Source organism: Edaphobacter flagellatus, from assembly GCF_025264665.1.
Lineage (GTDB): Bacteria > Acidobacteriota > Terriglobia > Terriglobales > Acidobacteriaceae > Edaphobacter > Edaphobacter flagellatus.
The window spans coordinates 1,871,269-1,885,046 of the sequence record NZ_CP073697.1 but is presented as its reverse complement, the minus strand read 5'-3'; the positions used below and the strand labels follow the sequence as shown (position 1 = coordinate 1,885,046).

General features: G+C 54.5%; 9 protein-coding genes. 8 read left to right on the top strand and 1 reads right to left on the bottom strand.

The annotated features are described in order from the left end of the window. Window positions 1-9: 9 nt before the first annotated feature. On the bottom strand, window positions 10-1,374 hold the full coding sequence (locus KFE13_RS07915; RefSeq protein WP_260706625.1) for a hypothetical protein: 1,365 nt from the start codon (window positions 1,372-1,374) through the stop codon (window positions 10-12). 724 nt (window positions 1,375-2,098) lie between these two features. Between KFE13_RS07915 and KFE13_RS07910 the strand changes: the two genes are divergently transcribed. From KFE13_RS07910 to KFE13_RS07875, 8 genes are all read left to right on the top strand, one after another. After that, complete coding sequence (locus KFE13_RS07910; protein ID WP_260706624.1) at window positions 2,099-4,060, top strand: trehalose-phosphatase; 1,962 nt, start codon at window positions 2,099-2,101, stop codon at window positions 4,058-4,060. Next, the gene (locus KFE13_RS07905; RefSeq protein ID WP_260706623.1) at window positions 4,057-5,181 is read left to right on the top strand and encodes a phosphoribosyltransferase-like protein; all 1,125 of its coding nucleotides are present in this window, start codon (window positions 4,057-4,059) and stop codon (window positions 5,179-5,181) included. The genes KFE13_RS07910 and KFE13_RS07905 overlap by 4 nt, the downstream gene beginning before the upstream one ends. 83 nt (window positions 5,182-5,264) lie before the next feature. Next, window positions 5,265-7,091: an ORC-CDC6 family AAA ATPase gene (locus tag KFE13_RS07900; RefSeq protein ID WP_260706622.1), complete on the top strand. Its 1,827-nt coding sequence runs from the start codon at window positions 5,265-5,267 to the stop codon at window positions 7,089-7,091. Between the two features lie 18 nt (window positions 7,092-7,109). Beyond that, the gene (locus KFE13_RS07895; RefSeq protein ID WP_260706621.1) at window positions 7,110-8,231 is read left to right on the top strand and encodes a hypothetical protein; all 1,122 of its coding nucleotides are present in this window, start codon (window positions 7,110-7,112) and stop codon (window positions 8,229-8,231) included. After that, window positions 8,221-9,330, top strand: coding sequence for a carbohydrate kinase family protein (locus tag KFE13_RS07890; protein ID WP_260706620.1), 1,110 nt, complete (start codon window positions 8,221-8,223; stop codon window positions 9,328-9,330). The genes KFE13_RS07895 and KFE13_RS07890 overlap by 11 nt, the downstream gene beginning before the upstream one ends. A 22-nt stretch (window positions 9,331-9,352) precedes the next feature. Beyond that, the gene (locus tag KFE13_RS07885) at window positions 9,353-10,336 is read left to right on the top strand and encodes an AbiJ-related protein (RefSeq protein WP_260706619.1); all 984 of its coding nucleotides are present in this window, start codon (window positions 9,353-9,355) and stop codon (window positions 10,334-10,336) included. A gap of 26 nt (window positions 10,337-10,362) precedes the next feature. Next, window positions 10,363-11,346 carry a hypothetical protein gene (locus KFE13_RS07880; protein WP_260706618.1) on the top strand — a complete coding sequence of 328 codons (984 nt, stop codon included), beginning with the start codon at window positions 10,363-10,365 and terminating at the stop codon, window positions 11,344-11,346. Window positions 11,347-11,975: 629 nt separating this feature from the next. After that, window positions 11,976-13,319 carry a hypothetical protein gene (locus KFE13_RS07875; protein ID WP_260706617.1) on the top strand — a complete coding sequence of 448 codons (1,344 nt, stop codon included), beginning with the start codon at window positions 11,976-11,978 and terminating at the stop codon, window positions 13,317-13,319. The last annotated feature ends 459 nt before the right edge of the window (window positions 13,320-13,778 follow it).

Here is a 13,778-nt window from a genome sequence, read left to right as displayed (position 1 = left end):
CGCGAGAGCCTATGCCGACGTGAAACCCCGTATGTAAGGAGTATTCGGCGGCCGAGGTCCCGTCTCAAACATGGGTCCATGCGTTGAGCGGTACGTCATGTTCATGTACGGCGTCTCGACTCGACGGCCAACGGCGGAGTAGCGGCCGTCCGCCCAGTTTGAATCCATGTAGTGGTTCGTAATGCCTGTCGATAGCAGAAGCCGCTCTGCGTTGAACGGCTCCTTCCTCGTCAGCATCATCTCGATGATCCAGTGCGGGAAGGCGTTCGCCGCGTGATACTGCGAGATGGGGCCGGGGAAGCCAAGCATCGAGATGACCGTCGGGTCTTTCTGCCCTTCGATTTCACCAGCGTAGCTCCACCCACCGCCCTCGCCCGAGATGACCGCGCCATGCGTGCCATCGTTGTATTCCACGATGCATACGGCTGGGCGCTTGCTTTCGTGAAAGGCTCCCGGCTTCAGGTCACGGTCTTTCCGCACTGCTTCCAGCAAGCTGTTGGCCCAGGGCGTGCGCTCGACCCACGCCCACGTCTCGGGCCCGCGAATGGACTGCACCGACTTGACGCCCGTCTCGCCGCCCTTGCGACGATCGTGAAAGGACTGCAGCACATCAATGCAATGGAAGATGCCTCCCTCATCCGGAGCGGCTCCCACTACGATCGAGTTTCGGATTGGCGTACCGGCCGCAATATCGATCTCTGGCTTGCGGAAGTAAGTCGGGATGGAGGAGCCGCCGGTCAGCGGAAAGTTCAGCTCGCGCGATTTGTCGAACATCCACTTCGCGTCATCCCAGTTGTAGGAAAGATGCTTGTCATTAAACACTGGCACCGAGCGGTTGCTCTCTTCGAAAACCCGCATCACCTGCTGGTAGATCCACCAACGGGGCAACAGCCAGTGTCCCTTGAGATCAGTGGGATAGTTTCCATGCTCGCAGACGATGACAACGCCATCCACTGCAAGTTCCTTGCCGCCCAACGTGACGGCCTCACCCACTGTTTTGAAGATCGGAATGTTCTTCGCTTTGCACACCTTCTGGCCCAGCAGGCTCGTGTCGAACTGATGAATGTAAACCGATGCTACGTCCACTTGAGAAGGTGTGTGAGCGCCGTTCCACCAGTAACCGTCGATCAGCTTGTTGACGATCCAGTCCGCATGTGAAGTCGGCAGACCCCAATAGCTGACGAGACAGGCGATACGAGGCCGTCTCGGCGCACTCTGCGCAACCGCATCGGGAGCGATTCCAATCAAGGCTGCCATACCAGCCATGCCGGTTAGCTCCAGCATCGCACGCCGGGTGAGAAGAGAGTTCAATTCCATCGTTTTAGTGGCCGATGAATCGGCACTGGCTGCAGTTTCGATCTGTTCCTTGTTCATGATGGCTATTGGATCCTGTGGGTACAGGTTTATTCTCCTACAACAATGCAGCAACTTGCTTCTTTTCTGTTGAGTATCACTGCCGTGAACACGCTTCTGTGCTCAGCAGGCTGCTGGAAGGAGATGGAGTGATCTGAATCGGGAATCACAGGGCGACTGACAGTGCGATGCGTGCCCTCGCCCGACATGAATTGCGGAGCTTAGAAACAGAGGGTTACGGCACAAATGCCATATCACTTGTACAGAGATCTTCGTATGTAATTGAGAAGATGGTAGGCACGATTGGATTCGAACCAACGACCTCTACCGTGTCAAGATTACCACGTAACGCAACTTATTGAAACCAGTTGGCACAGACCGCACTCTAGGCTACTGATTACACAGAAAAAAGCTGCTATTGGACCCTTAATGGACCCTCAGTGGGCAGCTACCTTTCGGCGGTACAGACCAAGGGACGTCCAGGTTCCTTGCTTTTCTCCGCAGAGGAGGATGGGGTGGTAAGCAGCAATGGTGGCCAGGGGCTTCTTTCATTAGTGATCCCGCATCTCGGTTCGTACCTCCACCCTCGGACTGAACGGTAAATCCACGTCTTGAATCGGTTGCTTAACTCGTATGCGTGCGATGTGTAGCAGGTCTTTATTTTCGCCTAATTTTCGCTTATGATAGAGAGTGCCTCAGCGCCTCCACCGGAACGAACGATCTGACTGTTGAGGGCGTGGCTTGTATGCTGACAATGAAGGGGTTAAAGGAAAGCCTTGCCCTGAAAGAAGAGGATAAGAGAGATTTGGGGAGGCCTTACAAACTCGAATTGAGTCAACTCGAAGCGACCTACAACTGGGCGCTTAAAGCGGACATCGCTGAATTCTCGAAGGAAACGAGAAGTTCCGGCGAATCGCCGCTCTTGGCCATCGGCTCGGGCGGATCTCTGAGCACAGCTTGCCTCGTGGCCAGTCTTGAGCAGCGCCGAAAGGGCAATTTTGCGACTTTTGATTCGCCCTTGTTGGCTTCGGGAAACCCGCTGTTTCTGGCAGACGCGCGCATTTTCATTGTGAGCGCTCGGGGCCGGAACCCGGATGTGCTCGGTTTCGCCAGAAGTGCAATCGCCGCCGAACCTGTATCTGTCACCAGTCTCTGCTCCATGAAGGGATGCCCACTGACGGATGTGGTGGACTCATTCGACAGAGGCAAGGGGCTGGAATTCGCCTCGCCCGCCGGCAAGGATGGTTATCTGGCTACAAACTCATTGGTGGCCCTGAATACCATCGTGGCGCGGGCTTACGGCGGAGATAATGATCTTCCGCGCCGGTACCGAGAGCTGTTCGATCCGACTGGCCTAAGGCAGTCATTGGCCGAGCGCCACCAAGGTATTCCACCAGTTCAATCCGATGAGATTCTTCTTCTGTTCGGCCCGGATACCCGATCGGCTGCGGTTGACTTTGAATCGAAGTTCCACGAATCAGGACTAGCCAACGTACAACTGGCGGACTACCGGAACTTCGCTCATGGGCGGCATCTTTGGCTCGCGCAGCGCCCCAACACTACAGTCTTTCTCTTCATTTGCCCGAACGACAAAGCGATTGCCGACGCCACGCAAAAGCTACTCCCGAAGCCCGTTCATTGCGTAAGGGTTGAGACGTCATTTAGGGGAATCGCGGCAACCTTCGCAATGCAGGCGGCCGTATTCGAGATTGTCGCAGCATTTGGCGAGGATCGCGGTCGAGATCCTGGCCGTCCTGCCGTTCCTGTCTTTGGGCGAAAACTTTATCATCTGAACGCATTCCCGCAAGCGGCGAAGGATGTGCGTTCAGCATCCATCTTGCGAAAACAGCGTGCTCAGAAAAAGGTCGGGCTTCCCGAACTGTCGGCGGAACAGTGGGAGGGCGCCTACGACAGTTTCAAAAGACGCATATCTGGTCTTCGCTTTACGCAGTGCGTCGTCGATTACGACGGAACCATCTGCGATCATCGTGACCGCTTCACGGGCATTGCAGCAGGTACCACGAAGTCCCTCATTAGCCTGTTGGACGGCGGGTTTCCTCTCGGAGTGGCAACCGGACGAGGTAAATCGGTCAGAGAAACCTTGCGCCGCGCTCTTCCTAAACGGCTCTGGCATCTTGTGACGGTTGCGTTCTACAACGGAGCAATAGTGCTCCCTCTCAGCAGCAATCAGGATCTCAACGGCGATACCGAGCCAGCGCCCGCGTTGGCCGAGGTAGCGCAGGTCATCAGGGAAGGAAACATCCGTGCGATCAAGGTGACCGTGCGGCCTGTTCAAGTCACATTGGAGTTGGAGGATGCCACGTCCGCCGAACCCTTGTGGCAACTGGCCTCGGCGCTGCTCTCGAAAGCCAACAAAACAAATGTCCGCGTAGTAGCTTCTTCCCGATCCGTTGATATCGTCGAGGCGGAAACAAGCAAATTGAATATTCTGAAGAGTATGCCGGGAATTGCACGGTCTTCGGGCGCTGAAACGCTTTTCATCGGTGACAGGCCTGCGTGGCCTGGCAACGATTTCGAGTTGCTCGCCGGGCCGGGGTCGTTGAGTGTGGACGAAGTAGGATTTGACCTTGAGGCCGGTTGGAATCTCGCTCCCGCCGGAGTTTCGGGCAGCGCCGCACTGGTCTATTACTTCGCGCAAATCAAGAAATCGACGAAGTACTTCCGTCTCGCACTGGGGAGATCATGAATAACCAACTAGCGGAGGAACTGCTGAGTAAGGTCATGGGGTGGCAACCGGCGGATTTCAATCAGGTGGGTCTAGAACTCCAGGCTATGGCTTCGTATAAGTACGACGAGTATCAGCAGTTCTCACCCGGAATGCGCTTCACGGAGAGTCTAGCGCGCTGGCTCAGCCAGTTCACGCCCGACGAGCGACCGGTTGCGCTTGACTATATCCGCAAACACCTCGTTTTCATCTCTACCGCGGAGTTGAATCATCTGGTCTCCATCGCCTATCCAGACTGTATTCGCCCCCTGCTGCTGGATCTCGCTGCCAAGAAAGCTGGAATCGAACCGTGGAGGAAGAGGCAAATCGCTGCGTCAGATGCCTTTCGAGTCCTTCAGCGGAAGACCCTGTTCCTCGGCTTGAGTGACGGCGCCCGAACGGATGTCTTTCGCCGCGCGAACCCCCTGCTCACTAATGAGCAGGTGCGTCAGAGCCATGAACCAAGCCGGGAGCGCATCGACGGGCTCGTCAAGGATTTAAAGATCGCACTGAAAGACATGGGTGAGCCTGTTGCAGCTGAGGAGTCCACAGAACAGAGCGATCCTGCATTCGAAGTTGTGGTCCTGATGGATGACTTTTCCGCCAGTGGAATCAGCTATCTACGTTTGACCGAAGACGGGGCCGTCACCGGCAAGATTGGAAAGTTTCTTGTCAACCTTGCGAATCCCGAGAATCCTCTCTCAAAGTTGGTTGTGAAGGAGGGACGTGAGGTTATCCTCGTCCTTTATCTGGCGACGGCCAAGGTCGAAGAGAAGTTGATGGCCCAACGGAAGGCGCTTGAAGAGCGATTTGGCGTGAAGCTCAATATAATCGTTGTGCAACGCCTGCCGAACGAGACCATTCTAATTGAGGGCGCGAAGCCGGACATTGACGCTCTGATCAAGAAATATTACGACGATACCAACGAGACGGACGCCACACGGCTCGGGGGTACCGACCTCCGCTACGGATTTGCCGGTTGCGGACTACCACTGGTATTGAGTCACAATACTCCCAATAATTCGCTTGGGCTCTTGTGGGCGGACGGCCCGCAGATGCGATCTCTATTTCCCCGCGTCACACGCCACAAGGATTCGATATGAGAGAGCCGAGAAATCCGTTCCGTCTCCGCGCGGCGGAGGCCATCGAGAACGATGTCACGTTCCTGAAGCTGTTCGGCCCCGGCATGCTCGACCTTCTCGGAGACGATCCGCACTTGTGGGACAAACCTCAGTTGATTCGGAGCGCACCGGGCGCCGGAAAAACGACACTGCTTCGCCTCTTCACGCCAGCCGCGCTCGTGAACCTCCATGCCTTCAGAGACAACGCGGATCTGAAGGAACTCTATCAACGTATGGCGACTCTGGGCGTCATCAATGAGGGTGGACCGCAACTGCTCGGTGTCTTCTTGTCCTGCGCGCGTAATTACCGAATCCTTGATGATCTCGACTTCGAACCAGCCCGCAAGCAGCGTCTGCTTTTCGGACTTCTGAACGCTCGGATTGTCTTGGCAACGCTCCGAGCCAGCCTCCAGCTGAGAGGCCTTCGTTATCCTGAGGACCTTTCGCGCATCAAGGTATCGGCGGACGCGCCGACGGAGATTCGTGCTGGAGAGCCGGGAGCCACCTCAGGCGTTGAGCTCCACCGCTGGGCGACGGCCCTCGAAGAGAACGTATGTGACGCGATCGACAGCTTCGATGGCGGCGAACTCGCGTCTCTGCCGGGGAGCGATACGCTTCATTCGATCGGTCTGATGCGGCCGGGTGTGCTTACGGTCGATGGGCGACCCGTCGCAAGTCACCGATTGTTACTTCTCGACGACGTGCATCATCTTACGCACGGGCAACGGAGTTTGTTGCTCAAGACCGTTGCTGATATGCGGACCGGCGTGGGTGTCTGGTTGGCAGAGCGATTCGAAGCCCTTTCCACGGACGAGATGCTCGAAACAGGCGTGACCGAAGGACGGGACTACGACGGGGAAATATTGATCGAGCGCTTCTGGCGAGAGAGTGCGAACAAGTTCACTAACCTCCTCAACAGCGTGGCCGACCGACGTGCCAGTGCAGCTTTGACAGTGGAGGTGACCTCTCTCGATTCCTGCCTACAGGCCTCGCTGGACGGTACTGAGTGGCAGGGCAAGTACGAAGCGACGATTCCCGTCATCCGGGACCGCGTCACGAAGTTGTCGCGCGAGAGTACCCTCTTCCATGACTGGATAGAGGCACAGGAAAGACAGCCGGGGGGCATACGGGATCGTGCAATCGGGTGGCGCGTACTCGAGATTCTGATTTACCGCGAACTGCGGAACCAGCAAGCCTCATTTGACTTCCCTCTCAGCCCTGCGGATCTTAAGGAAAAGACCGATTCGAGTATTCGTGCCGCAGCCGAGTTGTTTCTTGCCCAGGAATTCCGCCTGCCCTACTACTTTGGGCCGAAGAAGCTAGCCAACCTGGCCTCATGGAATATCGAACAATTCATGCGCTTAGCCGGAGATGAGTTCGAGGAGGTCGTAGCATCCAGCCTGATCTCGAAGACGCCAACCCTTAACGCTGGCCGACAGGATGCGCTGCTGCGGGAAGCTTCGGAGTCTTTCTGGACGGAAATCCCGCGCCGAGCGCGCTACGGCGAGAGGGTTTATCAGTTGCTCACGTCGATCGGCAGATTCTGCCGGCAGAGGACCTACGAAGAGAATGCTCCTTACGACCCTGGTGTAACGGGAATCGCTATTTCCATGAAAGAGAGAGAACAGCTCCAGAGTAAGGAATTCCTCAAGAAGAACCCGGAGTATGGCCTTCTGGCTGACGTTTTGGCGGCAGCGATCGCCAATAATCTGCTCGAAGCTCAGCTAGACCGCCGGGTTAAAGGAAATACCTGGATGGTACTGAACCTCAATCGGTTACTCTGTGTGTCATACGATTTACCGCTGCAATACGGGGGCTTCAAGGAGCGCCCCTTGCGCGATCTTTATGTGTGGATGACAGCAGGATACGAGCCGAAGAAATCACTTCTTTGATATTTGATGGCAGGTAAGATGCCGGAACGATGGTCGACATACGCGCGCGCTGCTGGAACTGATCTTGAGGCTCTCTTTTCAAGCCATTTCAGTGGCTCACCCCGCAAGGTACGGTTTATTCTGGGCCGCGGCTTCGACCCCCGGATGCTTACGGGGCTGGCTCTACTTCGCCGCATCTGTCCATCGCTCTCCATTGAAGTCGTGCTTCTCACCTATGAGGAGGGGGATCAGTCTCCGTCCCGCGCGTACAACGAGGCAGTCCAGAAGAATCTGGAAGAACTGGGGAGAATTGTTCCGGCAACTCAGCTATCGAGCCGCAATATCAATATGTTTTCGGCTGAACGCAGACGCATGACGTCGAGGTCGGCCGAAGGACAATTCAAGACTGCCGACGAGTTTGCGGGCATCACCGATGTGATCGTGGACGTCAGCGCCTTACCGCGCAGCGTATTCCTGCCCATTGTGGCCAAACTGCTTCATATCATTGACGGCCAGACTTCTCCTCGGATGAACCTGTTCGTGCTAGCAGATGAGAACCATAGGATAGACAGCCTGATTCTTGAAGAAGGGCTCGACGAAGAAGCTGATTACATTCACACCTTCCGAGGCGACGCCGAGCGTGAGTCGGCGGCATCGAAACCGCGCGTCTGGTTTCCTCTTCTCGGGGAGAATCAGGCTACTCAGCTTCAGCGAATCTACGATCTGGTGCGGCCGTCGGAGGTATGCCCGTTGCTGCCAGCCCCATCGCAGAATCCACGACGGGGCGACAACCTGATCGTCGAGTATCGTGGGTTGCTTTTCGACAGCCTGCGGGTTGATCCCCGTAACTTCCTGTATGCATCAGAGACCAATCCGTTCGAGGTCTACCGCCAGCTGGTTCATGCTATTGAGCATTACGCAAAGTCTCTGGCTCCGCTAGGCGGATCGAACGCCATCGTCTCGGCTTTGTCTAGTAAACTGTTATCTATCGGGGCACTGCTCGCAGCTTATGAGTTGAAGCGAGTCGGCTCCAGAGTGGCGATTGCTCACATCGAAGCGCACGGACACCGAGTCGCTGTTGAGATGGAGGAACTGACTCGGCTTGCGAAAGACGGAGTCATCCACGGGCTATGGCTCGCCGGAGAGTGTTATGAAGACTAAGAAGCAGACTCCTCATCTCGTCAGTTCAGGATTCATCGCGCTGGATATCGTTCTTGGTCTCGAAGACCCGCAAACACCTCGCTTCTACACGGGCGGGACAACGGGAAATGTGACCGCCGCACTCTCCTACTTGGGCTGGGCGACAACTCCGATCAGCAGGCTCGCCGAAGATGATGCCGGCGAGTTTGTGAAAGCAGATCTAAAGCGATGGGGGGCCGACACCAACCACCTGATGGGCAATTCGCCGTGCCCGACACCGATTGTTGTCGAGAAGATTTTTCTCGGCAAGGACGGTGCTCCAAAGCATCGCTTTCTTTGGACATGTCCTGATTGCGGAGCCTACCTTCCAAGCTATCGTCCCGTATTGACTGAGACAGTCGAAGGCCTTCGGGCGAGTATGGATAAGGCGTGTGTATTTTTCACTGACCGGGTGTCGCGTTCAACCCTCGTGCTGGCGGAGCACTTCAAGAAGAATGATGCCGTTGTTGTCTTTGAGCCCTCAGGGGTTGGAGATCCGGCCCAATTCGTTGAGATGCTCCAGCTGTGTGATGTGCTCAAATACTCAGATCAACGGGCGAAGGGGTTCAGCGATCTTCTTAGCGACAATAAGGCTTTTCTTGAAATCCAGACACTCGGTGCCGAAGGGCTTCGCTTCCAGCTACGCGGGCAGCGAAGAATGAAGTCCTGGGCGGCATTGTCCTCTTACGATGTGGACGTGAAGGATACTGCAGGTGCTGGAGACTGGACGACTGTTGGCCTTATTCATCGGTTGTTCGAGGAGGGAAGGCAATCGCTGAGGAGTTTAACCAAGGCGCAAGTTGCGGAGGCGCTGCAATACGGCCAAGCACTGGCAGCCCTCAATTGCCAATTTGAAGGCGCACGAGGGGCGATGTATCAGCTTCCGCAGTCGCGTTTCTTTGAAAAGCTTAAGGGCCTCATCCTTAAGAAATCCAGGAGTTATCTTTCGGATAAGCCTGAGGAAGTCGGAGTCGGCCGTCTCATTCCAACAAAGGTGTGCCCAAGCTGCAGTGAAAGCAGAATGGATTGGTCAATCGACTCGCGCGAAGGAGCTGTTGCTAAACTGGCCTCTTCACGATAGAGCAAGCGTTCCATTGGATTGAATGGCGGGCGCACTCGGCCTCTCCAATCCACACTGTCCCCCTGGTCGTACACTGACTGTAATGGTACGTAACGGCGGGCAACGGATTAGTGAGATCACGAGGCAAGAGATCGTCGATCGCATTCTCATGCAAACCCCTGCGGATTTTCCGGGCCGCTTTGGGCTCATTCCGTTTCTCAAGCGCGTGTGGCCGCTGAGCCAAATGCCCTCAACCGATAGTCGCTTCAAAGATGCGGAGGGCGACATTTGGCAGCACATGGTCAACAATGACGACTGGACCATGCACGACCTGCTGGTAAGCCGACTGAAAATCTTGGGGATTCCTGATCAGAAGTTCGGCGTCTTCCTCGAAACTCTTGTACATCCGCTCAACATCCCAGACAGAGCAAGTCAGGAGGAACGGGTGGAGTGGATCAACAAGGAACTGGTGAACGATGCCTTCGAGCTCCGGAAGACTGAGGAGATTTCATCGCGCCCGATTTATAAGCTCTCGCCTATAGGCGGCGGAGAGCTTGGTAACGCTTACGAAGTGGTGCTCTCGTTTGCAGGCGAGGACAGGACCTATGTCGAGCAGGTTGCTGAGATTCTGAAAGCCCACGATGTAGCCCTCTTCTATGACAACTACGAGGAGGCATCCTTATGGGGCAAGAACCTTGTCGAGCATCTCCACAAGGTGTATAGCGGCTCAGGCCGGTACTGCGTGATGTTCATTTCTGCCGCTTATGCCCAAAAGGTGTGGCCGACACACGAGCGGCGAAGCGCGTTTGAAAAAGCCATCGAATCGAAGGAGGAGTACATCCTTCCGGCACGCTTTGATGACACCGAGATACCAGGTCTCCATAAGCACATTGGCTATGTCGACCTTCGCCGCAAAACGCCGAAGGAACTTGCGAAGCTCATCATGCAGAAACTCGGCCACTCTGTCGATGGATTCGAGAGCAATGATCCTTTTCCGAAGATAAGTAACGACGAGATTCCTTTTTAGCGTGTCGCCGTTGCTCTCCGAACATTGTGCAGAAGGAGGCCTTTATCCTTTATCAAAAAACAAAGAAGTATCCTCCTTTCGACCTCTCTCAGATCAATGGCGAAGTCCCATATTTTGCTCAGCTGCTGGCTCATGCTATCGCTCAGCTCAAAGAACTTCCTGATTTCTCCGAAGACACCAAGATTGCCGTGATGTCTGATTTCAGCGGCGAACACAGGGGCGCCAGCTTCAATACCTATTCGTTCCTGATTATGGCCTACAACAAGGTCGGCCCATTCCAAACCCATAGTGAGGCTTTGCGCCGACACTACGGTCTATCCGAGCCTTTTAGTGAGTTCGCATTTAAAGATTTGACGTTTGGTCCACGTAGCCGAGCGTTGCCAGACTTTCTGCAGTTGGTAGATAGCTTCATACACGGCGCGGTCATCACGATTGCCATCGATAAGCAAATCGGTACGGTATTCGGGCCCTCAAAAAAGGAAGCCCATGCGTTCATTCAGAAACAACTCGCCGACTTGGAACTCGGGCAATGGAAAGGGGAAACCGCCGAGAAGGTTCTCCGCGTCTGTCACTCGATCGCCGTGTTTGTAGTCCTGACGACAGAGGAAAACCAACGCCTCCTGTGGTACTGCGACGACGATGCGATCAATGAAGATGCCAGGGATCGGGAATTCAAGGATACCCAAAACATCTTTCTTCGGACGTTGGGTATGTACTGTAAGCATCGGTTCGACCTCGTGGGCTTCGGCAAATCATTCGATGGGAAAAGCCATCTGGATGATCTGTTGAGCATTCCAGACCTTGCGGCGGGCATAGTCCAAGATCTCCTTCAAGCCCACAGTACCGGCAAGGATGAGATCGCAGGCGGTCAGGAAAAGGCTGAACTCATCAAATGGATTGCCTTACAAGGAAAATTTCTTTCTAAGATCACAATCCAAATTAGTAGGCTCGCAAATGGCGAGCTCGGCAGCGGGGTGGTCGCAATTACGCCCGCAAAGCCCGTTGAGTAGTGATGTCATGGTGCTGGATGCGGTTGGTGCTTCGACGAGCTAGTCGTCGAACGAGACGCTTGCCTCGAATGGCCTTCGGCTTCCGTCATAGGTGAAGTTGTAGGTTCCAGCGGTTGTCGGCTTCAGCTGGATTGCTGGCCAATCCGAGTAAAACCACGCTTCGGGATACGCCGATTTTTCGAAGCGCTCCAGCTTGCTAATCTTCCAGTCTGTTTGTTTGGTGATTCGGAAACCACAAAACTGCTTCTTGTACCGGAAAACTTTTGCCCCTCCTGTGACCCAGATCAGCAGGCCGGTTTCTTCCAGTTGACGACGATGGGTAATTCGATGCCTGGAGGCATTGGCCCCGCTGATATCTTAAACGGATGCATGGCTCAGATTCCCGAATGCACGGGTGCATGCTTGCTGCCGATATCGCCGTCGCTCTTTAGTCGAGAATCCAGAAGTGAATCAGGCGTGAATTCTGCTGATCGATGGCTCGCCCAAGCCGGACTGTCCTTGCGGTAAATATAGTTAACGTTCTATTCACATTGTTTGGAAATAATCTTTTTTACAGTCGAGGGAGCTATCAATGAACTTAGCCACGCGTGTGCGATCGCGTTTTGGCTCTGAAGAAAACGTGCGCAGCAATGATTGAGGTTGCTCTATCCGAGGATCCGCGCTGGCAGACGGTTGAACGCATTCTTCAATCCTCCTCGTTTCGCAAGGCTCCCCGCCTATCTCAGTTGCTCTGTTATCTGGCGGAACACACGCTTCTCAATGAAAAAGATCACCTGACGGAAGCCGCAATTGCTCTCCATGTTTTTGGTCGCACCGATAGGTTTGATCCCGCAATAGACACTATCGTTCGAGCGCAGATGATGCGATTGCGCCATAAGCTGGAGCACAGTGCCACCGAAGCGCATCCGACATCGGAGCATTTTCGCATCGTCATTCCCAAAGGCGAGTATCTAGTTCGATTTGATGCGGTCGAGGAGGCCTATCCTTCCCCCCCGAAACAGCCAAAATTATCAGAATCCATAGAGGTCCCGAAGATCTCAATTCCAGACCCATCTCTTCAAGAGGAATTGCGTCCTCCATTAGAGCAGCGATCGCAAGCACTAGAACACTGGCCGATTTGGCGTCATCTTGTCTTGGTGATGGCCATTGGACTGATTGCGGTTGGCGGATTCATTGGGGGCGTACGCTTTGGACGTAGATCAGACGGAAGGAGAATGTCAGGTGACAACAACCCCCTCTGGAACACGCTGTTCCTGCCGAACCAGAAGACAATATATATTGCTCCAGACACCGGTCTCGTCCTGCTGCATCGTCTCACGCGCAACAATGCCACAGGCCTGTCAGAGTATCTTCACCGGGACTTCAAGAATGAGATGCGCAATCTGCCAGAAGGTTCAGTCGCTGATGCGCTGGAGATTGCTGATCGCCGATATACCTCGGCAGTCGATATCAAATCGGTGTCTCACTTCAGTCGTCTGGCAATAAGCAATCAAAGTACGCTCGTTCCCTTATTCGCACGTGATGTGCGGATGGATGATCTCAAGCAGGCGAATATCATTCTTTGCGGAGCGCGCTATTCCAACCCTTGGCACGAGCTCTTCGAACCGGAACTGAATTTTGTGGGAAACATGGATATGGCCAACCATGCCTACAGTTTTCTGAACAGACATCCGAACCCAGGCGAACCAGCCGCGTATGTTGCGCCATGGACCGGCAGGGAGATGTTGGGCTATATCGCTCTTGTCCCAGGGCTCAACAGTAAAGGTAATGTCCTGATCATTGAAGGGAGTTCCGTTGGCGGAGGAGAGGCCGCGGCCGATTTTCTGTTCAATGATGCTCAACTGCTCTCCTTCCTGACCAAGCTCCAACGCAGAGACGGGACCTTGCCTTATTTCGAGGTACTTCTGAAGAGCAGCAGCATCGATGGCAACGCCGGCCCTCTCCAGATTCTGGCGTACCGCATTCATTCCTGATGCCCCAGTATTGCCCCGCTCTAGCCTCACCTTGCCCCAAGTCTTAAAAGTAAGAGCAAATAACTGGATGTGCTGTCTCTTTCTACAGACGGCTTGAATTTGTCTTGCCCTGGACGGCATGAGCGTGCGGCTCCGAGAATCTCGAGGCGATGATGAATCATTGATGAAAAAAATAGATTTCCCGCATCATCTGCCTGAAATGCACATGCCGTAATTGGCTGATTATGAATGTTTTGTGCCGATGTATCAGTTCGGTGACGTCACATTGTTACTGCCGGGCCTTGACTGGATTGCGGTTTCCCTTCTCGACACACTGATCCCAACCGCACCAACTCATTACCAAGCACAAGCACTTTGAAAGGGATATCCCGGTGAAACGCATCGCCGCATTAATTATCTTGATCTGCTCGGCTGCATTGCTAAAGGCGCAGTCATCGAGAGATCAATACATCTCAGGCA

Excerpts from the sequence above, each read along its gene's own strand:
- KFE13_RS07915 (WP_260706625.1), bottom strand. The coding sequence starts at position 1,374 with ATGAACAAGGAACAGATCGAAACTGCAGCCAGTGCCGATTCATCGGCC.
- KFE13_RS07910 (WP_260706624.1), top strand. The coding sequence starts at position 2,099 with ATGCTGACAATGAAGGGGTTAAAGGAAAGCCTTGCCCTGAAAGAAGAG.
- KFE13_RS07905 (WP_260706623.1), top strand. The coding sequence starts at position 4,057 with ATGAATAACCAACTAGCGGAGGAACTGCTGAGTAAGGTCATGGGGTGG.
- KFE13_RS07900 (WP_260706622.1), top strand. The coding sequence starts at position 5,265 with ATGCTCGACCTTCTCGGAGACGATCCGCACTTGTGGGACAAACCTCAG.
- KFE13_RS07895 (WP_260706621.1), top strand. The coding sequence starts at position 7,110 with ATGCCGGAACGATGGTCGACATACGCGCGCGCTGCTGGAACTGATCTT.
- KFE13_RS07890 (WP_260706620.1), top strand. The coding sequence starts at position 8,221 with ATGAAGACTAAGAAGCAGACTCCTCATCTCGTCAGTTCAGGATTCATC.
- KFE13_RS07885 (WP_260706619.1), top strand. The coding sequence starts at position 9,353 with ATGGCGGGCGCACTCGGCCTCTCCAATCCACACTGTCCCCCTGGTCGT.
- KFE13_RS07875 (WP_260706617.1), top strand. The coding sequence starts at position 11,976 with ATGATTGAGGTTGCTCTATCCGAGGATCCGCGCTGGCAGACGGTTGAA.